The organism is Candidatus Cloacimonadota bacterium (assembly GCA_020532085.1).
Taxonomy (GTDB): Bacteria; Cloacimonadota; Cloacimonadia; order Cloacimonadales; family Cloacimonadaceae; genus Syntrophosphaera.
The window spans coordinates 14,335-35,024 of record JAJBAV010000025.1; the positions used below are offsets into that span (position 1 = coordinate 14,335).

The window sequence follows — 20,690 nt, forward strand, 5'->3', positions numbered from 1 at the left end:
GCCTCACGGGAGTCACGGACGTCCCGTCCGTGAAGCCCTGCAGGGGGCTTGTTGTTCTTTTCTGAAAGGACTTTCGGGCCTTGGCTTGGGGTTCTCGCGGACGAGCGCGGCTGGTTCGTGGGGTGAATGATGTGGACGTCTGTCACTCGATGTTTTGCGGTTGGCGGGGAGGTCCGCCACCCCTGCTGACTTCTGGAGTCGACGCTCCTGCGTTGCTCGATTCCAGCCGAGGTTTAACCCTTTCTCCCTTTTCCGCTAGAAAACCCTGTTTATCTGTTTATCTGTTTATCTGTAAAGCCCTTTCATCCCCTCCTGATCATCACGACATAGCCCTCGAGGTCGCTGAAGCCGCAGGAGGAGTAGAGATGGCGCGCGGCGGCGTTGGTGGTGTGAACTTCCAGTTTGGCCTGCCAGCCGTGGTCGCGGGCCACGGAAATGGCCTCCTCCAGCAAGGCGCGGCCGATGCCCCGGTTCTGAAACTCGGGCGCCACCGCCATGTGGTGGATGTAGAGCCTGCGAAAATCGTGGCTGAGCCAGGCGGTCCCGGCCAAAAAATCATCCATCCAGGCCAGAAGCATGGTGCCGCCGTGCTCGAGGTTGTGCTGCACGGCCTCGAAGCTGTCAGCCCGGGCGGGATTGCTGATCCCCGTCTCGTGCCAGATGGCGGTGATACGCTCGAACAGCTCGGGCTCAAGCTGGCGGCAGTGGCGGAGGGCAAGGCTCATAAGCCGGGCGGATCGCCCTCCACAGCCCTGAACAGCGCGGCGTTGCGGGTGAAGCGGAACACGGTGTCGAACAGCACCACAAAATAGCTGTCCGGATAGCGGTCGATCTTGAGCAGGTAGTTCCCGTCCTCCCAGGCGTGGAAGCTGATCTTCACCCGGGAATTGTCACTCAGCATCAGCTCTACTTCGCATTCCGGGGCGGGAACGGCAGAGGCCGGGGGCAGGGTGTCGCCGCTGAGCATGGTGTTTGAACCCAAGTGGGAAAGGGCGTTCAGCAGTTTCCCCATCACCAGGTTACCCGGCGGAACGTCGAAATCCTCCAGTTTGTCCTTAAAGTGCCAGATGTTGCCGTCGCGGGTGAGTTCATAGCTGTTTTGCGGGTGTTTCACCCTGATGCTGAGCAGCTGGTCGGAAAACAGGCTGAGGGCGTAGGGCGAGCGCCAGGATTCCAGCTTGGGTCCGTAGAACGAGTTCACCTTGCTTCTGATCTGGAAAACCTCGTTGTCGCCGGCAAAGCAAAAATAATCGAAGGGATTGCCCAGATCGCTGAACCAGACTTCGCGCAGCAGCTTGTTTCGGGCGTCGAACGCCTTTATCCGCAGCGCCTTGTCTTTGGTGAGGCGATATTGCTGAAGGGCCTCTTTGCCCGCGGCGAGTGGCTCGGTGGAATACTGCTTCAGGATCACGTCCCGCATGAACAGCTGGAAATGGCCTTCCTCTATGCCCCAGTTCACGGGCCGGGTGATGCGCCAGCTTCCGTTCTCACGCTTGAAGGCGATGCTGGTGTCCGGGCTGGCGATCTCGATGGCGGCCACGGCCGTGCTGTCGGCACTGAATATGGCCTTGCTGCTCTCCCGGTCGCGGCGGGTGAACAGCAGCGCGGCCACCACTGCGAGCAGCAGCAAAAAGACGGCCAGCAAATAGATCTTGCTCCTTTTCACTGCGTCCTCCGGCTCGAACGCCTGTAAGCCTGCGCGAAGCCCACCAAGGCCAGCAACAGCAGCGGGAGCAGGATGGCGGTGAGCTTGAAGCCCAGGGTGAGGCTGGAAACGGTCCTGGCCGGATCGGCCGGCCGCAGCTGGTGCCTGTCCATGTAAACATCCGCGCCCAGGCGGTTGTAGACTGTCCGGCGGGAACGCAGTTTCACCATTTCAGCTCGTCCCAGGAGGTGGTCGATGGCGTTTTGCACCATATAGGCGCCGGCGCTGAATTCCAGGTTGAACTCGCTGTCGCCAAAGAGAATGATGCGGCCTTTGGCGTTGGAGGGATGGAAGGTGCTGTCCGTGAGAGCTTGGGAGAAGAAGCTCTTGAGGGGTCCGCTGAACTCCGCGGCCACGGTGAGCGGTGGCATGCTCAGCCAGCCGGGTTCCTGGCTGCGGTTCATCGCCTCCTCGATGTTGAAAGTGGGCCCCATCAGCAGGTTCGACTTACCGGAGGTTTGCAGCACCGGCTTAAGCTTCAGCTTCGAGCCCGGCAGGGTGGCCAGTTCCGAGGCGATGTTCATCACGATGGGGTCGAACCCGAGGGCGTAAGGCACTTCAGGATTGGGCTTCAGCCGCGGGAAGAAGGGATAGGGCACCTGGGTTCCGAGGCCGCCGCCCTGGCCCAGCTCACATTCCTCATCCAGCACGATGTTCGGTTTGATCAGGATCCCGTAGTGCTCCAGCAGCGTGAAGATGTTGCTTTCCACCTCCGAGACGCCGGTGCCCTGATTGCCGTAGGTCACCAGGGCCCTGTCCTGCAGCATCACCACCTCTCCGCCCCGCATCAGGTACTGGTCCAGGTGGTAAAGTTGGAGGGTGGAAAGCGAATCCAGCACTCCCATGCAGAGCATCACCGGGGCTTGGGGCAGGCTGTCCAGCTGGGTGAATTCGAGGTTGTAGTTCTCCGTGAGTTCCAGGAAAAAGGTTGACACATTGTCCCGATAGTAAACATACTGATACTGCAAGGCTAGGGAATCCGCGAAGAAGGCCACCTTGGGCAGGGTTTCGGATTGGAGTTTGTTCACCTTTTGGAGCAGCTGGTATTCCAGCATGGTCTCCATGCCTGGGCGCAGATACAGCGAGGATGATTTGCCGCCGCCCTCAAAGCTCACCCCAAAGACGATCTCTTTGCTCACCATCTTGTCTTCTTCATAGATGGTGGCATTCAGGGGCGGGATGTTGTATTGCCGGGCCTCGTCGATCAGTTCGTCCGTGTTTTTGGCCCGCACGTACTCATATTTGAGCTTGCCGCGCGAATTGCGCTGAAATTCCTCCAGCATGTCCTTCAGGTCGCGGTTCAGGCTGCTCAGTTCCTGGGGCAGGTCCTCCGAGGCGAAAACTTTCACAACCACTTTGTCCTGAAGGGCGCGCAGGCTGGTTTTGGTGGCCCGGCTGAGAGTATGGCCGCGGGTGCGGCTGGCGTCCAGGCGCAGGTAGAGGAAGCTGGCCAGGATCAGCACCAGCACGGCGATGAGGATCTTGATGGCGTAGGTTCCGAAGATTTGGCTGCGGGTGTTCATTTAACGCTCCTGCATCAGATTGGCACCCTGGAGGCGGAATTGGGCCAGCAGGATGAAGATGAAGGTCACGGCGGCGAACCAGATGAGGTCTCGGGTGTCGATCACGCCTTTGATGAAGCTGTTCAGATGGTGGTCGAAGCCGAAGAATTCCAGGGCGGCGAACAGCCTGAGGGGGATCAGGTCGCCCAGGCGTCCCAGCAGGAACAGCGCCCCGGAGATGGCCAGGGCGATGATGAAGGCCAGCACTTGGTTGTCCGTGAGGCTGCTGGCGAAGATGCCGATGGCGATGAACGCCGCTCCGGCGCAGAGCAGGCCCAGATAGCCGGTGAAGATCGCGCCACCGTCCACGCCCACGCCAAAGATGGCGATCAGAGCTGGAAAGACGAGGCTGAAGGCCAGCACGGTGGCCAGCTGCCACCAGGCGGCCAGGAATTTTCCCCAGACAATGTGTCCCAGTTTGATGGGCAGGGTGGAGATCAGTTCCAGGGTCCCGCCGCTGCGTTCCTTGGCGATGCTGCCCATGGTGATGGCCGGGATGAAAAAGAGGAAGAAGGAGTGCATCCTGGCCAGCGTGTCGCGCATATCCGCCACGCCCAGTTTGAGCGCGGTGAGGGCGAACCAGCTGCCGGCGGCAAGCAGGAAGACGCCGAAGATGATGTAGGTGCCCAGGGAACGCAAGGCCAGCGAGTATTCCTTTTTGGCGATGGTGAGGGCGGGATTCATGGCTGCTCCTTGTCGTTGCCGTTCTCCGTCAGGTCCTGTTCGGGGCAGATCAGGTCACTGTCGATGGGATCGAGCTTCGCCACCAGCCTGCCCATCTCCTCCGGGGGAAGCTGGGGTTCCGCTGCGGTGGGGCTTTCCTCCTGGGAGGTGAGTTCGTGGAAGATCTTTTCCAGGCTCTGTTGTTCCTGGTAGATGCTCAGCAGTTGCCAACCCCGGGCGGTTACGTGGGCGGAGAGTTCCCTGCGGATGTCGGTTTCCGCCGGCGCCAGGAAATGCAGCAGGCAAATTGGTCCGTTCTGGGTCTGCGAATCCAGCTTCACCTCCGGGTTTTGCTCCAGCCAGGGGGTGAAATCTGGCTCCACCGCTTCCAGCTCCAGGATCACGCGCTGGAAACCGGAGATGTGGGCGCCCAGATTTTCCATCCTGTCGTCCACGATCACGCGGCCTTTGTTGATGATGATCACGCGCGAACACAGGGCCTGCACTTCCTGCATGATGTGGCTGGAGAGCAGCACGGTCTTGGCTTGCCCCAGGTCCCGGATCAATTCACGGATCTCCATGATCTGGTTCGGGTCCAGTCCGCCGGTGGGCTCGTCCAGGATCAGCACCTCGGGATCGTGGAGGATCGCCCCCGCCAGGCCGGTCCGCTGCCGGTAACCCTTGGAAAGCGTGGCGATGCGCTGGGTCCAGACCTCGTCCAGGGCGCAGGCTTCGCGCACGAATTCCAGCCGCTGGGAAAGGACCGGTTCCTTCATCCGGCGCAGGTCGCCGAGGTAGCGCAGAAACTCACCCACGGCCATTTCCGGGTAGAGCGGATTGTGTTCCGGCAGATAGCCGATGCGGGCGCTGGCGGCCAGGGGGTCGTCAAAAACGCTGCGGCCGTCGAGCTCGATTTTTCCGGATTGGGGCTGCAAATAGCCCACCATCATGCGCATCGTGGTGGTCTTGCCGGCGCCGTTGGGGCCCAGAAAGCCCACGATCTCACCACTTTCCACCGCGAAGCTCACCCTGTCCACGGCCTTGATCCGGCCGAAACTTCTGGATAGCTCTTTGATCTCTATCATCTGCTTACCTCATCATCATTTGCATGGAGTTTTGCTGCCCGGCGGGCTCCGTGAGCAGGATTTCGTCGCCTTCCTTCAGCCCGGAGATCAGCTCCACGTTCTGGAGGTCGTTCGCGCCCAGGGTTACCGGCGTGGGCAGGGGCTGCCTCTGCGCGGCGGGTTTTTGGGTTTTGGCGTTTTTGTCCTCCTTGGGCAGCAGGTAAACGATATCCTGGTTCTTGTCGTCGGTGAACACGGCCCGGATGGGGATCACCAAAACGTTCTGGCGCGATTCGCCGATGATCTTCACCGCCGCGGTCAAGCCGGGCCGCGCGGTTTCCCCGTTGGCGTTGATGCTGATCTCCACAGGGAAGACCTTGGCATTGTTTTCCTTGATGGCGGCGGGGGAGATCTTCACGATCGAGCCGGCAAAATCCTCGTAAGGCATCGCGTCCAGCTTGATCTTCGCCTCCTGCCCCAAGTGGAATTTGCCGATGTCCACCTCGTTGATGTTGCTCTTCACCACCATGTGAGAGAGGTCCGCGATCTTCATCACCACCGTCCCCTCGCCAAAGCTGGTGAGGCTGGACTGCACCATCTCGCCCTCGTTCACCGTGCGCTCGATCACCGTGCCGGAGGCCGGGGCGATCACGTGGACCACCTTGCCGGGCACGTCCATGTCCTGGATCGCCTCATACTGGCTCTGCGCCTGGCGATACTCGATCTCCGCCGTGCTCAGCTCGTCCCGTGCCGCGTCGTAGCTCTCCCGCGAAATGTAGCCCTTGTCCAGTAAAACCTGCTTGTCCGCCAGGCCGTCCCGCGCGTTCTTCAGGCGCAGTTCCGCCCGGCTGAGCTGGGCCTTCGTGCTGAACAGCGTGTTCGCCTGATTGTAGTCCGGCTCTATGTCCGCGATCACAGCCCCGCTCTTCACGTAATCGTTCTCATCCGCGTAGAGCTTCACGATCCGCCCAGAAACCTTGGATTTGATCGACACCACGGTTTTGGGCTGCAGTTCGCCCGTGATTTCCACCTGGGATACGATCTCGCCCCGGGCCACCTTGTGGCTGGGGGCCTTGCCCAGATCCGCGGCCTTGCTCATGGCCGCCTTGCCGCACTGACGCAGCCCCAGAAAGAGCAGCAGCAATGCCGCCACAACGATGATGACGATCTTCCATTTTTTGCGCATCGGTGTTTTTCCGTCAATAGATTTAAACATGTTCGAACATCTCATTTGGCGCCTGCCTTCGTGTCAATGAAAAAGCTTGCGGCCCTGGCCGGAAACCCCGGAATCAGAGCCGGTTATATCATTCCGGTTACGGTGATTCCCCTTGCTTAGGCCTTTCCGGTCAGCCTCCTGCCCGCCTCCCGCACACTTCCCGCTGTTCAGGCGGGAAGTGTGCGGGAGGCGAATGGGAAGTGAATGGGAGAGGGCTCAGAGCGAGGCCTGCCGGTTCCGCCAAGTTTTTCTTTATGGTCTGCAGCAAGGCCTCCGTATATAGTGGGTAACAAAAACCCCAAGTCGAAGTTGGTAGATGAACTTTGATAAATGGATGAGTTTATGGGCAGCATATTCCTCTGTTTTGAAATATAAACTCCCTTGCTGGGGCGAGTCTAAGAAACGGCCGTTTGCTTGACATCTATATTCAGCAACATGCATGCTTATGCAGAGCTATTTGGTAAAAGATTGTGTCGGGACTTCGAGCACAACCGACCAGCCTCAATAAATCATTCAACGCAATGCAATATGACAATAAACAGACACGTGTAGTGCCCATGATGATTTTAACTCAATGAAAATAGGCATGTACATATTGGAAATGGTAAAGTTGGGTTAACGGCAGCCGAAGTCCCGCTTGCGCTGTACCAGCTCGGGCTAACAGCCTCAGTGAAGTATGGGTCAAAATCCTCCTGCCACCACTCTACTCAGTGAGCAGGTATCTGGCTATCACACCTCCCTCCCGCTGCGGGAACAGGGAGTGAGCGAGAGATATGCGTAGGGACGGCGGGCCAGCTACCAGCATTGAAAGTGGAACTTGGCATTGCCAATCCTCAAACTGACTGCGGGATGGCTAGGCAGATTTCCGCCAGGCGCGGTGCTTCTTATTTATACAACGGTAAGTCGCGATAACGGTTTTTGATCTCTCTTTGCGAGTATGAAGAGCCCGTGGTGCCGATGTAGAAAGTGGCCGAGCTGACCTTTTCCAAGGGCATACTCCCGGAAACGTTATAAACCGCAGCCAAAATCCCCCTGCGGATGTCGATGACATAGACATTAGCGATCTGTTGGATGGCTGGTCCCCCGGCTGGAGTGTAGTACCCTACCTTTTTATCTGTGTGTGTGATGTAGACCATCGAAGGGATATTGTGAGTGTAGTCGGCAATCTCGGCTAAGGTCAGGCCGTCAAAGATTGCGACGCACTGCTCAAAATCCGGCCCGATCTGGTGGAATTCCTCTTCCAGCCGGTAATCGACTTTGTAGCGCCGGCCTTGATCCACGGTTTTCTTGGCCAGCTCCAGGAGCCGCTTGTGGGTTTCCACAAAGATGGGGTGTTTATCTTCCAGAAGGTATTTGGCCACAGCCAGTTCGTAGTACCGCGTTTGCGTAGCCGGCGGCTGGAAAACAGAGATTTCATTGCTACGGTCATAGGCTAGGCAATGCTCCCACAGGAGTTGATCGACCTCGGTAACATAGCGCTGCGTAAGAGCTTCACGAAAGGGCCCACCTATGAGCACGCCGGCTCCGGCGGAGATAAGGCAGGAGAGCAGCCAGAGCAGCAGAAAGCCCTTGGTGGAATCCAAGTATTCTTTAAATTTGCGTCTGTGACTCAGGTAGGCGATCAGGCTAGCGACGAGGGCGATGATTGACCCTGCAATTAGAGAGGGTATCATGAACACGGATTTAAAGCCCTCCAACTCCTCGATCGAATGCTGCAGTTCGGGGAGCATTAACGAACTGACCAGAAACGCGCAGAAGCCGGCCATAAAGGATAAGCAGAAGATCATTAAACTGACCAAGAGACCCAGCGGGGTAGAATCGCATTTCGGGCACTTATCCGTATTCGGCGGCAGAGGGGAATGACATCTAGGACAGCTACGGGACGCTTGGTCCATATTTCTTTCTCATTCCAGGGTGTGTTCTGATACTTGAAGTTAAGCGCTTTGCCTGGCAAGTTGAGTCCCAAATGTTGGCGTAAAATCCAACTCTTTGATTCACCGATTGTATGAGGGCATTTGCCATCCCTCGTTACCCACTATCTATTTAAGGCCAAGCGACCAAATCGCATTTTTTTCAGCTATCTTTTCCAAGTCAAGTTTTTTTCCTCCATACTGATGTCAGAACCCTTGTTGATATGGTTAAAGCTTTTACTGATCAACACCAGACCAGAGACACACCCTGTCTACATAACGAAGGTTTTTTGGACACATGCGGAGGGATATGTCCAGCTATGCTCTGTTTACTCGGCAGGGGGGATTTGGCAAACCCAAAACAAAGCTTTACAGGAAACGGGGTTGGCGGAAATAGGCTCCGGAATATGGGGGCAAGCTGTGGCAGAGGTTGAAGATCGAGACCAGAAAGGAGCCGGGGATTTGCCTGTGAGCGAGAGGACCAGCAAAGAGCGCAAGGCGCAGCAGAAAAGTTTCACTGTGGCCCGGGCTTACCGGATCTCGGTGATCGAGGGCATTTTTGCGCAAATTTACGGCAATCTGGCCAACATCGGCAGCAACTTCATCACCAAGTTCATGGTGCTGTTGGGCGCCACACCTCTGCAATTCAGCATCCTGAGCGCTCTGGGGCAGGTGGCGGCGGTGTTCCAGCCACTGGGCGTGGCGCTGATGCAGCGCTTGAAGCGGCGCAAGCGGGTCTGCGTGGCGGTTACGGCCGCGGGACGGTTCCTGAGTTTCTTCATCGGGGCGGCGCTGCTCTTTTCCTCGCCGCAAGCCGGGATCATTTTCGTGCTGGCCCTGCTGTTCGTGAGCGCCGGATTGCAGGCCGTGGGGAGCAACATCTGGATCGCCTGGGTTAGCGACCTCATCCCGATCGGCATCCGGGGCCGCTTTTTCGCGCGGCGCAACCAGATCCTGGTGTTTTCAGGACTGGTGGCGGGTTACATCCTGAGCTATGGCACGGACCTGTTTGAAAAGGGCGGCGGGGCATTGCGGGGCTGCTTTGGCCGCTGGCTCGATCCGGACGTGTTTTTCAACCCGCGCAACCAGGCTTGGTGGCTGGCCGGGATCTTCGTGCTGGCCGGCATCCTGGGCTTTATCGGACTGGCTATCCTGGCGCGGCAGCCGGACCGGAAGCGTTCGCTGCAGGAGCGGATGAGCCTGAAACGCAAATTCAGCGAGCCGCTGCGGGACCGCAATTTCCGCCTGCTGCTGGTGTTTGGGGTCTGGTGGATGCTGGCGATCGGCGTGGGCAGCGCCTTCTGGGGGCCCTTCATGCTGAAAAAGCTGAACATGAGCCTCTTTCAGATGCAACTCTATGGCAGCCTGCACATGGCTTCCTCGCTGCTCTCATACTCCTTTTGGGGACGCTTCATCGACCGCTGGGGCAACAAGCGCGCGATGTTCATCTGCGTGCTGCTGGGCGGGCTGAACCCCATGTTCTGGCTGTTCATGACACCGGCCAATTACAGCATCCTGTGGTTCGAGGGCCTGCTATCCGGTTTCATGTGGGCCGGGAACGGCGTGGTGACCACCAATTTCGTGCTGGCCATCGCCGGCAAAGGCCGCGAACAGACTTACAGCGCGCTCTACGGGGCCGTGGGCGGCGTGGCGATGATGGCTTCCACTTTGCTCACGGGGGCTTTTTTCCCCCAGGCGCTGCGGCTGGGGGCGCGGCTGCTGGAGCCGGAGCAGGTGATCTTCGGCATCGGCGGCGTCCTGCGCTGGCTGAGCCTGGTCCCGCTACTGGCGGTGAGGGAAAAACGCGGCCTGGGCCGGGGGCGGATAGGGGCCTGATCAGCATGAGCGCGATTCAGGCCATATCTGACTGCGCGCCTTTGGTTTGGCGATTTTGATTGACAAAATATCGGCGCTGGCGGAAGTTGCCCAAATTGCATAATTTTGCTTAAGCCTGTCTTTGTCCGAGACCGCCCCAGGTAGTCCGGAGGCCGGCCGAAGCGTGAATAAGACACATCCACAAAGGAGTACCGATGGCAGTCCCCAAACGAAAAACCTCGAAGACACGCAGAGATAAACGCAGAACGCACGACGCGCTCACGCCCCCGGCTGTGAGCACCTGCTCCAAATGCGGAGAGCCCGCCCGGCCGCACCACGTGTGCGACAATTGCGGAACCTACTCCGGCAGGCAGATCAAGGCCGCGGCCGAGAAGGAGTGATGTGCGCGTAGCCCTGGACGCTTTTGGAAGCGACAAAGCGCCGTTTCCGGAGATAGAGGGCGCCATCCAGGCCATCAAGGAAGACATCTGCGACGAGATCATCCTGGTCGGCGATGAAGCTGTGCTCAGGCGCGAGCTGGAGAAGTATTTCTTCGCCAGGGACAGGATCAGCATCGAGCCCGCCAGCGAACGCATCACCATGCAAGACCACGCCGCGGAGGCCGTGCGCGCCAAAAAAGATTCCTCAATGGTCCGCACCGTGCAGCTGCACAGATCTGGAGCGGCGGACGCGGCAGTGAGCGCCGGCAATTCCGGAGCCTTCATGACCGCCTCACTCTTCGCCTACGGCCGCATCAGAGGTGTTTCCCGCCCGGCGATCGCGGTCACCCTGCCCACCATGAAACATCCCGAGATCCTGCTGGATATGGGCGCCAACGTTGATTGCGACGCCGAGAACCTGCTGCAGTTCGCCCAGCTGGGCAAGATCTATTTCAGCTACATCTACAATGTGGCCGAGCCTCGCATCGCCCTGCTGAACATCGGCGAGGAAAGCGCCAAGGGCAATTCGATGTCGCGTGAGGCCTGGGGATTGCTATCCCAGGCGTCGGACCTCAATTTCGTTGGCAACATCGAAGGCAAGGACGTGCTGAAGGGCAACTGCGACGTGATCGTCTGCGACGGTTTTGTGGGCAACGTGGTGCTGAAGACGATCGAAGGCGCCGTGATGTCCGTTTTTCAGCTCTTGAAAGAGCAGCTTAACAAGGACTGGATCGCCAAATTCGGGGCCATCCTCTCCTATCCGGTTTACAGCTATCTGAAGCGCAAGCTCGACCATACTGAGATCGGCGGGGCGCTACTGGTGGGGCTGAACGGCTGCAGCATCGTTTGCCACGGCAGCAGCAACGCCAACGCCATCAAAAACGGGATCCGTTTCGCCGCGCGCACCGCGCATTCGGGATTTGTGGGCCACACCAAGGAATATTTCGAGAGGATCAGCTGATGCCTTTGCACAATGCCAAATTCGCCGCCTTCGGCAGCCACGCCCCGGCAAAAATAGTAAACAACTTTGATCTGGAAAAGATCGTGGAGACCTCGGATGAATGGATCCGCACCCGCACCGGGATGTTCGAACGCCATTACTGCAGTCCTGAGGAAGCCGCCAGCGACATCGCCATCATCGCCGCCACCAACGCCATCGAAGCCTCCCGGGTGAAATATCGGGAGATCGATCTGATCATTGCCGGCACCGTTACAGGCGACCATCCCTTTCCCTCCACAGCCTGCGTGGTGCAGAAAAAGCTGGGGCTGAAAAACATCCCGGCCTTCGACATCTCCGCCGGCTGCACCGGCTTCGTTTACGCCCTCGACATGGCCAAAACCTACGTTCAGAACGGCAGCGCTCAGAACGTGCTGGTGATCGGCGTGGACGTGCTGACCAAGATCACCAACTGGACCGACCGCAACACCTGCGTGCTCTTTGGTGATGGTGCCGGCGCCGCGATCGTTTCCCGGGCCAGAAAGAACGACATATCCCAGATCATTGATTCCTTGATCTTTGCCGACGGCAGCCAGGGCGAGCTTCTGTATCAGGCCGCCGGAGGCTCCAGAATGCCGGCCAGCCATGAGACCGTGGACCAAAACCTCCACACCGTTTACATGGAGGGCAACCGCATCTACAAAAACGCCATCCGCTCAATGTTCGCCTCCACCGATGAACTGCTCAAGCGCAACAAGCTGGAAGCCGTGGACGTCGACTGGGTGATCCCCCACCAGGCCAACCTGCGCATCATCGAGGGCCTGGCCGACAAACTCCACGTGCCGATGAGCAAGGTGATCGTGAACATTGAAAAATACGGCAACACCTCCTCGGCCACCATCCCCCTGGCCATGGACGAAGCCATCCGTGCCAAAAAGATCCGCCGCGGCGACATCATTTTGCTCACTTCCTTCGGCGCCGGACTCACCTGGGGCAGCCTGCTGGCCAGGTATTGAGGTTCACGCATGAAAACAGCTTTCGTTTTTCCCGGACAGGGAGCCCAGTATGTGGGCATGGCCCAGGATTTCTGCGCCAGCGAGCCTGAGTTTGCCGCCGTGCTCTCGGCCTTTGAACGCCGCCACGACACCGACCTGGGACGGATCATGTTCGAAGGGCCGGAAGAGCTTTTAAAGGAAACCCGCCACACCCAGCCGGCCATCCTCTTCCACAGCATCTGCGCTCTGAAGGTTTTTGAGCGCCACACGAACCTCCGGCCGGATTTCGTGGCCGGTCACTCCCTGGGCGAGTTCAGCGCCCTGGTGGCCAACGGCACGCTGGACTGGCAGGACGCCTTGCACCTGGTGCGCAAACGCGGGGAATTCATGATCGAGGCCAACGCCGGCACACCCTTTGCCATGGCCGCCGTGATCGGCCTGGAAGCCCAGGCCGTGATCGAGGCCTGCGCCGAAGCCGAAGCGGAAGGCTTGGTGCGCGCCGTGAATTTCAACACCCCCACCCAGACCGTGATCTCCGGCACCGAAACCGGAGTTGCCAAAGCCCGGGAACTCCTCACCGCCAAAGGCGCCAAGAGAGTTTTACCGCTCAGCGTGGGCGGTCCCTTCCACACTTCGCTGATCGAACGGGCCAGCCTCTGGCTCGCGGAGGAAATGCAGCAGGTGGAGTTTCAAAACGCGGCCACGCCTGTGATCTCGAACGTGGACGCCGCCCCGGCCAGCCAGGGCCAGGCCAGCCGTGACAAGCTGGTGCGCCAGGTGGTTTCGCCGGTGCTCTGGGTGGACAGCGTGAAGACCATGCTGGCCGCCGGAGTGACCCGTTTCATCGAGTTCGGGCCGCAAAAAGTGCTAAGCGGCATGATCAAGAACATTGACAAAGAAGCGGTGGTTTTAAACTTTGGCCGGGTTGAGGAACTGGACGGGTTGCTCAGCGTCCTTTAACAACTATATTAAGAAGAAGATATGGATACTGCAAAATACAACCTTCAGAACAAGACGGTGGTGATCACTGGCGCCGCCCGCGGGATCGGCTTCGCGATCGCGGAGGCCTTTGCCGCCCAGGGCAGCCACGTGGTGATCATCGACCTGGCCCGAGAAAGCGTGGACAAAGCCGTGCAAAGCCTCGCTGAGAAAGGATGGTCCGCCTCCGGCGAGGTGGGCGACGTCACCCAGGGCGAGGCCATGGAAGCCATTTTTGCCTCCATCGCCGCCGCCCGCGGCGGGATCGACTGTCTGGTGAACAACGCCGGCGTCACCCGCGACAACCTGCTGCTGCGCATGAAGCAGGAAGAGTGGGACCTGGTGCTGAAGATCAACCTCACCGGCAGTTTCGTGTGCACCCAGAAAGTATTCAAACACATGATGAAAGCGCGCGCCGGCTCCATCATCAACATCGCCAGCGTGATCGGCATCATGGGCAACGCCGGCCAGGCCAACTACGCGGCCTCCAAAGGCGGCATCATCGCCTTCACCAAAAGCTGTGCCAAAGAATTTGCCTCCCGGGGGGTGCGTGTGAACGCCATCGCCCCTGGATTCATAGAAACCGAAATGACCGCCACCCTCCCCGCTGAGGTCGTGGCGTCCTATGCCAAAGCCATTCCACTGCAGAAAATGGGCACCCCGGCCGATGTGGCCAGACTTTGCCTCTTCCTCGCCGCGGATGACAGCGGCTACCTCACCGGCCAGACCATTGCCGTGGATGGCGGTCTGACCATGCACTAACGCGTTGAACGGGAAACCATTCAATATAGAGAACACAGCTCTTCAATAATCATAGGAGGAAAAATGGATATTGAAGCCAAAGTCAAACAGATCGTGATGGACAAACTCGGCGTGGAGGAAACGCAAGTAGTTCCCGCCGCCAACTTCATCGAAGACCTGCGTGCCGATTCCCTGGACACAGTGGAACTGGTCATGGCATTTGAGGAAGAATTCTCGATCAACATCCCTGATGAAGATCAGGACAAGCTCCGCACAGTCGGACAAGCCATCGATTACCTGAAGGAAAAGCTGGCTTAATTCCCCCAAACCGCGAATCAATCCTGATAGCTTATGTTATCAGGATTGATTCCACCTTTTTCCCAAACATAAATCTTTGCCGGCCAAAACCCGGACCCCGCTGGCAGGCAAATTCAAGATGAGGATCCAGATATGAAAAGAAGAGTGGTAATCACGGGCATGGGTGCCCTCACCCCGGTGGGGCACAACGTGGCAGAAACCTGGGACAGCCTGGTGAAGGGTGTTTCCGGAGTGGATACGATCACCAGTTTTGACACCTCCGCCCTCTCCGCCAAGATCGCCGCCCAGATCAAGAATTTTCATCCCGAAGAGCATTTTGACCCCAAGGAAGCCCGCAAGATGGACTCCTACACCCACTTCGCCCTGGTGGCGGCCCGGGAGGCGGTGAAAGACGCCGGCATAGATCCCCAAACCCAGGACGGACGCCGCGTGGGCGTGATCACTGGAGTGGGCATAGGCGGCATCTACACCTTTGACGAAGAAACGATCAAAAACTACGTGCATGGACCCCGCCGCATCAGCCCCTTTTTCATTCCCAAAATGATCTCCAACATCGCGGCCGCCCACATCGCCATCGAGCACGGCTTCAAAGGCCCCAATTTCAGCATCACCAGCGCCTGCGCCAGCGCCAATCATGCCATCGGCACAGCTTTCCGCGCCATCCAGTATGGCGATGCCGACATCATCATCAGCGGCGGAGCCGAGGCCGGCGTTACTTTTTTGGGCATGGGCGGTTTTTGCGCGTTGCGGGCGCTTTCCACCCGCAACGATGATCCCAAAGGCGCTTCCCGGCCTTTCGATGCCGGGCGCGACGGCTTTGTGATGAGCGAAGGCGCCGCCTTCCTCGTGCTGGAGGAACTGGAACACGCCAAAGCCCGCGGCGCCAGGATCTATGCTGAACTGGCAGGCTATGCCGCCACCGACGACGCCTATCACATCACCGCGCCCCTGGAAGACGGTTCCGGCAGCGCGGATGCCATGCTGGGCGCCATTGCCGACGCCGGGCTGCAGCCTGCCGACATCCAGTACGTGAACGCTCACGGCACCTCCACCCAGCTCAACGACAAGGGCGAAACCGTTGCCCTGAAAAGCTGTTTCGCGGAACACGCCTACAAGCTTAAAGTGAATTCCACCAAATCCATGGTGGGCCACATGCTGGGCGCCGCCGCCGGGATCGAGGCCATCGTCTGCGTGAAGACCATCGAGACCGGGATCCTGCATCCCACCATCAACCTCACCAATCCGGACCCGGATTGCGATCTGGATTACGTGCCCAACACCACCCAAAAACTTGAGGTCACGAACGCCCTTTCCAATTCCCTGGGCTTTGGGGGACACAACTCCTCCATCGTGATCCGCAGATACATTTGAACCCTGCAGTCCCGGGAGGGCAGGCTGTGAGGGATGCTGTTTGAATGAACTGAGGCAAGATTGAACAAGATCATACACAAGATCGTTGAATACTTCAACGGCAAGAAGATAGCGGAGCACTATCCCAAGTGGGAAAAGAGCCTGGCTCAGCTGCAAAAGAAGATCGAATACAACTTTCACGACACCACTTTGCTGCGGGCCGCCCTCACCCACAAATCCTATCTGCGCCGCAATTTTGGCGACCACAAGACTCCCTCGCCCTTCGAAAGGATGGAGTTTTTGGGCGATTCCATCCTCGGCTTCATCGTTTCCAAAGAGCTCTTCATCCGCCATCCCGACGAGCAGGAGGGAAAACTCAGCAAACTCAAGTCCAAGATAGTCTCCGAAACCTACCTCACCCTAAAGGCCAACGCCCTGGACCTGGGCAAATACCTGCTGCTCAGCCCTGAGGAACAGCAGTCCGGCGGCGCTAAAAAACCCTCCATCCTCAGCGACACCGTGGAAGCCCTCATCTGCGCGATCTATCTGGACAGCGGCATCGCCTCCGCCACCCGCTTCATCAAAAACCAGATCCTCACTGACTATGAGACCACGGTGAACCGCAACGAACTGGTGAACTATAAAAGCATCCTCCAGGAACACCTGCAATCACGCAGTGAAGAGCCGCCGCGCTACGTGACCATCGCCGAGGAAGGCCCGGAACACAACAAGACCTTCATCGTGGAAGCCCGCCAGGGCAACGAACTGCTGGGCCGCGGCAAAGGCAACACCAAAAAAACCGCCCAGCAGGAAGCCGCCCGCGCCGCCTGCCAGAAACTGGGTATCTGACCCAGCTTACCCGCTCTGCTGGCAAGGTGCGATGCTGGAGCATTGAGCGCGGCAGAATGAGCTGGATTCCGGATCTTGGGACCGGGGCAAAGAAATTGGTTGACAGCTACCCCCCCCCGGAAAAATGGTTTTCATGATATTATTGAACAGCGAAAAGACATCTGGATGTGAGGAACGAATGAAGAAAACCGCTTTGATCACCATCTTGTTTCTTCTTACGGGCTCTGTTTGGTGCCTGTCACTGCCCGATTCGTCGGAACCCGTGCTCACCGACGCCAATCTGCTTACAGGATTTGTGAGGGTGGACCCCGACGACAAAAAGCCGGAGACGCTGCCCACCCAGGCCTGGCTCTGGCAGGACGGGAGCGATTTGGTGGTGCGCTTCGCGGCCCAGATCGATTCCAGTTTCACCCAGGGTTCCATCTCCGTGAAGGATGAAGGCACAAGTGCCGATTACCTGCGGGTGCAGCTCATCACCATTCCGGATGCTTACTACGCCTATTACTACGTCGCCTTTCCCAGGGGCAATTTGCTGGACGGGGTGCGGGACGAAAACATGAACGTGGACTATGCCTGGAACAGCCACTACAGCTATGAAAGCGGCTTCACTGCCGACATCTGGACCGTGACCATGCGCATTCCCCTGAACGAATTGCGCTTCAAACAAGAGCAGCCCTACCGCTGGAAGATCATCCTCGGGCGTTACCATTATCAGAGCGACGAGTTCCACTCCCTGCCCTATGCCGTCACCAACATGGACAAGGAATACTTCCTGAAAGCGCAGGACATTGAATTGAGCACTCCGGTGCGGCATAAGCTGGATATCACCTTCAAGCCATATTTTGTGAAAAGCTACGACCTCATCGCCCAGACCTCCAGCTGGGACCCGGAGCACGTGGGGCTGGACGTCGCCTTCAACCCGGGCCAGCGCACCAGGATCAAACTCTCGCTGAACCCCGATTTTTCGGACGTTCCCATGGACAGGGCCCAAGACGATTACAACAGCAAAAACCCTCCCTATTATGATGAGAACCGTTTCTTTTTCACCGAGGACATCGACGCCTTCGGGCTGGACTACGATGTGCTCAATACCCGCAACATCGTGCAGCCGCGCCTGGCCTTCAAAGCCACCGGCAACACCAAAGCCCTGAACTGGGGCGCGCTGGGGGCCTTTGACAAGGAGATCCGCGACGGTGTGGACCTGATCAATCCCGGCGATTATTTCCAGGCCCTGGCCATAAATCCCAACTGGCGCAGGTTTCAGATGTACAACGGTGTCGTCAGCCGGGTGAACAAAGGTTATTACAATCACGTCTACAGCGGGTCCCTGAAATGGGAATATCTGCCCCATTTCTATGTGACCTCGGTTTTGGGACTGTCGATCCGGAACAGCGAAGCTGAAGAATTGGCGGAGCCTCAGCAGGGCTACAAGATCGGTTTCGGGTTGCGGGCCGATCCGGGGGATTTCGATCTTTCGATGGGATACATGCGCAGGTCCAGGGATCTGACCCATGACGCCGGCTATCTGTATGAAAAGGACCATGAATATGTGGGCGGAAACATCAGCTGGAGCAAAGGTTACGCGGAAAATAAGATCCGCTACGCCTCCTTCAGTGCCTGGGCTTACGGCTATCACAGCGATTTGAGTCTGGATCCCTACTACGCCTATGAATCAGGGTTTACCTCCAACCTCAACCTGGCTTCCCGCTTCAATTTCCTGGCCAACGGAACTTTAGCCCGGGTCCCGGACCTCACGAACGGCCTGCACGACGTTTACAACGGCATTCTGGGCTGCACCTGGGCCAGGCTGAGCAAGTTCAGGATCTATGCGGGCTATATGTATGGAAACAACCTGGTGTACTTGCTCAGCGACACCTATCCCCAGCACCGGGTGAACATCAATGCCTGGGCCAACCCCCTGAAAAACCTGACCCTGAGCCTGGCGGGAAGCTGGAACCTGTACGGTTACGACAAACAGACCGATCTGGAAACAGGGGTGGTGCTGCTGGACGATGAGTATTACATCGCCAATGCAACCCTGGAATACACGCCCAGCCAGGTGTTCAAGCTCACCCTGGGCAGCGGGCTCAGCACCTATGAACAGGCCGGCAAGAGCGCGTCTCTGAACTACTACGGCAATCTGCGCTACGAATTCCGGCCGGAGTGGTTCGCCTTTGTGGGCATCAAATCCGCCCAAACGCAGACACAAGCTTCCACCTGGGGCGATCCGCTGGGGGAATTCCGCCAGGACCTTAACACCGCCTACGCCAAGCTGAGCGTGGCTTTCTGAGGGCTCGGCCTATTCGCCCGGAGCGGTTGGCTGCCGTTTGCGCAGCCAGACCAACAGTGCCACCGTGTCTGAGTAGTTGACTCCAGGAATGCGGGTGGCCTGGCCCAGGCTGCGGGGCTTCACCCGCTGCAGCTTTTCGCGGGCCTCCCAGGCGATGGTTTCAATGGCATGGTAGTCGATGTCCTCGGCCAAAGCCAGGTCCTCCGAGTCCTGAAAACGCCGCATCTCCTCCTCCGCCCGCTTCAGATAGCCCTCGTATTTGATCTCCAGCTCGCAGCGGCGCAGGATCTCCGGCGTTACCTCCGGCGACGGCTGAAATCCGTATGCCGCCAGCTTTTGCCAGGACAGGTCCGGCCGCTTGAGCAGGGCGGCGAATTTCTGGGGCTCGCGCAGATCCGGATGGGTTGAGGATTTCTCCCCCCTCAAACGCTCCAACTCCCGCTCCTTGAGCTCCAGCGTCCTCTGAAAGCGCTGCCAGCGCCGGTTGGAAACCAGGCCCAGTTTGTAGCCCAGCGGCATCAGGCGCTCGTCGCAGTTGTCCTGGCGCAGCAGCAGCCGGTATTCCGCCCGGGAGGTGAACATCCGGTAGGGCTCGTTGGTGCCGCAGGTCACCAGGTCGTCGATCAGCACGCCGATGTAGGCTTCGCCTCGGCTGAGCGCGAGCGGCGGCTCGCCTTCCAAGGCCAGGCTGGCGTTGATGCCAGCCATGATGCCCTGCGCGGCGGCCTCCTCATATCCCGAGGTGCCGTTGATCTGTCCGGCCAGCCAGAGTCCTTTCACGCGCCTGCTTTCCAGGCTGGGGATGAGTTCGGAGGGGTCGATATAGTCGTATTCGATGGCATAGGCGTAGCGCATGATCCGGGCCTGTTCCAGTCCCGGGATGCTGTGCACGATCCGCTCCTGCACCTCCGGCGGCAGCGAGGTGGAAATGCCGTTCACATATCCCTCAAAGGTGTGCAGGCCCTCGGGTTCTATGAAGATCTGGTGGCTTTCGCGCTGGGGAAATTTGACGATCTTGTCCTCGATGGAGGGGCAGTAGCGGGGCCCGATGCCCTGGATGATCCCTCCGTAAAGCGAGGATCGCTGCAGGTTTTCCTGGATGATCCGCTGCGTCTCGGAGGTGGTGCGGGTCAGGTAGCAGCTCACCTGATTGGCCAGGGCCACGTCGCGATACCAGGAAAAGCCCTCAGGTTCGGGATCCCCGGGTTGTTCCTCCAGGCTGGCATAGTCCAGGCTGCGCATGTCCACCCGGGGTGGTGTGCCGGTCTTGAAACGCGCCAGTTTGAAACCCAGCTCGTGCAAAGATTCGGAAAGCGCTTGGGCAGAAGGTTCGCCGCTGCGTCCGCCGGGCACGGCCACTTTGCCCACGTGGATGAGTCCGCGCAAAAAGGTGCCGGTGGCCAGGATGATCTGCGGAGCGTGATATTCGGTGCCGATGAGGGTCCTGATCCCCCGCGCCTGGCCATTCTCCACCAGGATCTCCGCCACGTCCGCCTCCACCAGCAGCAGGCCGTCCTGCGCCTCCGCGTGCTGGCGCATCAGCTGGGAATAGAGCTGGCGGTCGTTCTGGCAGCGCGGCGCCCAAACCGCGGGCCCTTTGCTGCGGTTGAGCATGCGGAAATGGATACCGGAAAGGTCGGCGACATATCCCATTTCGCCGCCCAAAGCGTCTATCTCCCTGGCCAGATGGCCTTTGGCGGGGCCGCCGAGGGAGGGGTTGCAGCTCATGCGGGCCAGGGATTCCAGTTTGAGCACGAAGAGAGCTGTGTTCGCGCCGCGCCGCGCGGCGGCCAGGGCTGCCTCGACCCCGGCGTGGCCTCCGCCGACCACGATCACATCGAAGCGGGAGGGCATGGG

General features: G+C 58.8%; 18 protein-coding genes. 10 read left to right on the forward strand and 8 right to left on the reverse strand.

Annotated features, from left to right (window positions below):
- Positions 1-302: 302 nt before the first annotated feature.
- From LHW45_07485 to LHW45_07515, 7 genes are all read right to left on the reverse strand, one after another.
- Positions 303-725 carry a GNAT family N-acetyltransferase gene (locus LHW45_07485; protein ID MCB5285413.1) on the reverse strand — a complete coding sequence of 141 codons (423 nt, stop codon included), beginning with the start codon at positions 723-725 and terminating at the stop codon, positions 303-305.
- Entirely contained in the window at positions 722-1,666 is a 945-nt protein-coding gene (locus LHW45_07490; GenBank protein MCB5285414.1) for a DUF4340 domain-containing protein, read from the reverse strand. Before LHW45_07490 ends, LHW45_07485 begins: the two co-directional genes overlap by 4 nt.
- A complete protein-coding gene (locus tag LHW45_07495; GenBank protein ID MCB5285415.1) occupies positions 1,663-3,228 on the reverse strand; it encodes a Gldg family protein in 1,566 nt (521 codons plus the stop codon). The genes LHW45_07490 and LHW45_07495 overlap by 4 nt, the downstream gene beginning before the upstream one ends.
- Positions 3,229-3,951: an ABC transporter permease subunit gene (locus LHW45_07500; GenBank protein MCB5285416.1), complete on the reverse strand. Its 723-nt coding sequence runs from the start codon at positions 3,949-3,951 to the stop codon at positions 3,229-3,231. It abuts the gene before it with no gap.
- Positions 3,948-5,015 carry an ATP-binding cassette domain-containing protein gene (locus LHW45_07505; GenBank protein MCB5285417.1) on the reverse strand — a complete coding sequence of 356 codons (1,068 nt, stop codon included), beginning with the start codon at positions 5,013-5,015 and terminating at the stop codon, positions 3,948-3,950. The genes LHW45_07500 and LHW45_07505 overlap by 4 nt, the downstream gene beginning before the upstream one ends.
- A gap of 4 nt (positions 5,016-5,019) precedes the next feature.
- On the reverse strand, positions 5,020-6,180 hold the full coding sequence (locus LHW45_07510; protein MCB5285418.1) for an efflux RND transporter periplasmic adaptor subunit: 1,161 nt from the start codon (positions 6,178-6,180) through the stop codon (positions 5,020-5,022).
- Positions 6,181-7,094: 914 nt separating this feature from the next.
- Complete coding sequence (locus LHW45_07515) at positions 7,095-7,997, reverse strand: hypothetical protein (protein MCB5285419.1); 903 nt, start codon at positions 7,995-7,997, stop codon at positions 7,095-7,097.
- Positions 7,998-8,588: 591 nt separating this feature from the next.
- Here LHW45_07515 and LHW45_07520 point away from each other — a divergent pair.
- The 10 genes from LHW45_07520 (at position 8,589) to LHW45_07565 (ending at position 18,833) form a co-directional block, all read left to right on the forward strand.
- Positions 8,589-9,956: an MFS transporter gene (locus LHW45_07520; protein MCB5285420.1), complete on the forward strand. Its 1,368-nt coding sequence runs from the start codon at positions 8,589-8,591 to the stop codon at positions 9,954-9,956.
- Between the two features lie 194 nt (positions 9,957-10,150).
- Complete coding sequence (gene rpmF / locus LHW45_07525; protein MCB5285421.1) at positions 10,151-10,336, forward strand: 50S ribosomal protein L32; 186 nt, start codon at positions 10,151-10,153, stop codon at positions 10,334-10,336.
- 1 nt (position 10,337) lies between these two features.
- Complete coding sequence (gene plsX / locus LHW45_07530) at positions 10,338-11,336, forward strand: phosphate acyltransferase PlsX (protein ID MCB5285422.1); 999 nt, start codon at positions 10,338-10,340, stop codon at positions 11,334-11,336.
- Positions 11,336-12,328 (forward strand): ketoacyl-ACP synthase III, encoded by a 993-nt coding sequence (locus LHW45_07535; GenBank protein MCB5285423.1) that lies wholly within the window; start codon positions 11,336-11,338, stop codon positions 12,326-12,328. The genes plsX and LHW45_07535 overlap by 1 nt, the downstream gene beginning before the upstream one ends.
- Before the next feature lie 9 nt (positions 12,329-12,337).
- Positions 12,338-13,267 (forward strand): ACP S-malonyltransferase, encoded by a 930-nt coding sequence (gene fabD, locus LHW45_07540; protein ID MCB5285424.1) that lies wholly within the window; start codon positions 12,338-12,340, stop codon positions 13,265-13,267.
- Positions 13,268-13,288: 21 nt separating this feature from the next.
- Positions 13,289-14,047 (forward strand): 3-oxoacyl-[acyl-carrier-protein] reductase, encoded by a 759-nt coding sequence (gene fabG, locus LHW45_07545; GenBank protein MCB5285425.1) that lies wholly within the window; start codon positions 13,289-13,291, stop codon positions 14,045-14,047.
- A 63-nt stretch (positions 14,048-14,110) separates the two neighbouring features.
- Complete coding sequence (locus LHW45_07550) at positions 14,111-14,344, forward strand: acyl carrier protein (protein ID MCB5285426.1); 234 nt, start codon at positions 14,111-14,113, stop codon at positions 14,342-14,344.
- A gap of 132 nt (positions 14,345-14,476) precedes the next feature.
- Positions 14,477-15,715 (forward strand): beta-ketoacyl-ACP synthase II, encoded by a 1,239-nt coding sequence (gene fabF / locus LHW45_07555; GenBank protein ID MCB5285427.1) that lies wholly within the window; start codon positions 14,477-14,479, stop codon positions 15,713-15,715.
- Between the two features lie 60 nt (positions 15,716-15,775).
- Positions 15,776-16,543, forward strand: a complete 768-nt coding sequence (rnc, locus tag LHW45_07560) for a ribonuclease III (protein ID MCB5285428.1) — start codon at positions 15,776-15,778, stop codon at positions 16,541-16,543.
- Between the two features lie 178 nt (positions 16,544-16,721).
- On the forward strand, positions 16,722-18,833 hold the full coding sequence (locus LHW45_07565) for a hypothetical protein (protein ID MCB5285429.1): 2,112 nt from the start codon (positions 16,722-16,724) through the stop codon (positions 18,831-18,833).
- A 9-nt stretch (positions 18,834-18,842) separates the two neighbouring features.
- On the opposite strand, the gene mnmG is transcribed toward LHW45_07565, so the two are convergent.
- Positions 18,843-20,687, reverse strand: a complete 1,845-nt coding sequence (gene mnmG, locus LHW45_07570; GenBank protein ID MCB5285430.1) for a tRNA uridine-5-carboxymethylaminomethyl(34) synthesis enzyme MnmG — start codon at positions 20,685-20,687, stop codon at positions 18,843-18,845.
- Positions 20,688-20,690 lie beyond the last annotated feature (3 nt).

Coding starts and splice junctions, on each gene's coding strand:
- LHW45_07485 (MCB5285413.1), bottom strand. CDS start 725: ATGAGCCTTGCCCTCCGCCACTGCCGCCAGCTTGAGCCCGAGCTGTTC.
- LHW45_07495 (MCB5285415.1), bottom strand. CDS start 3,228: ATGAACACCCGCAGCCAAATCTTCGGAACCTACGCCATCAAGATCCTC.
- LHW45_07500 (MCB5285416.1), bottom strand. CDS start 3,951: ATGAATCCCGCCCTCACCATCGCCAAAAAGGAATACTCGCTGGCCTTG.
- LHW45_07505 (MCB5285417.1), bottom strand. CDS start 5,015: ATGATAGAGATCAAAGAGCTATCCAGAAGTTTCGGCCGGATCAAGGCC.
- LHW45_07510 (MCB5285418.1), bottom strand. CDS start 6,180: ATGCGCAAAAAATGGAAGATCGTCATCATCGTTGTGGCGGCATTGCTG.
- LHW45_07515 (MCB5285419.1), bottom strand. CDS start 7,997: ATGATCTTCTGCTTATCCTTTATGGCCGGCTTCTGCGCGTTTCTGGTC.
- rpmF (MCB5285421.1), top strand. CDS start 10,151: ATGGCAGTCCCCAAACGAAAAACCTCGAAGACACGCAGAGATAAACGC.
- LHW45_07535 (MCB5285423.1), top strand. CDS start 11,336: ATGCCTTTGCACAATGCCAAATTCGCCGCCTTCGGCAGCCACGCCCCG.
- fabD (MCB5285424.1), top strand. CDS start 12,338: ATGAAAACAGCTTTCGTTTTTCCCGGACAGGGAGCCCAGTATGTGGGC.
- fabG (MCB5285425.1), top strand. CDS start 13,289: ATGGATACTGCAAAATACAACCTTCAGAACAAGACGGTGGTGATCACT.
- LHW45_07550 (MCB5285426.1), top strand. CDS start 14,111: ATGGATATTGAAGCCAAAGTCAAACAGATCGTGATGGACAAACTCGGC.
- fabF (MCB5285427.1), top strand. CDS start 14,477: ATGAAAAGAAGAGTGGTAATCACGGGCATGGGTGCCCTCACCCCGGTG.
- LHW45_07565 (MCB5285429.1), top strand. CDS start 16,722: ATGAAGAAAACCGCTTTGATCACCATCTTGTTTCTTCTTACGGGCTCT.
- mnmG (MCB5285430.1), bottom strand. CDS start 20,687: ATGCCCTCCCGCTTCGATGTGATCGTGGTCGGCGGAGGCCACGCCGGG.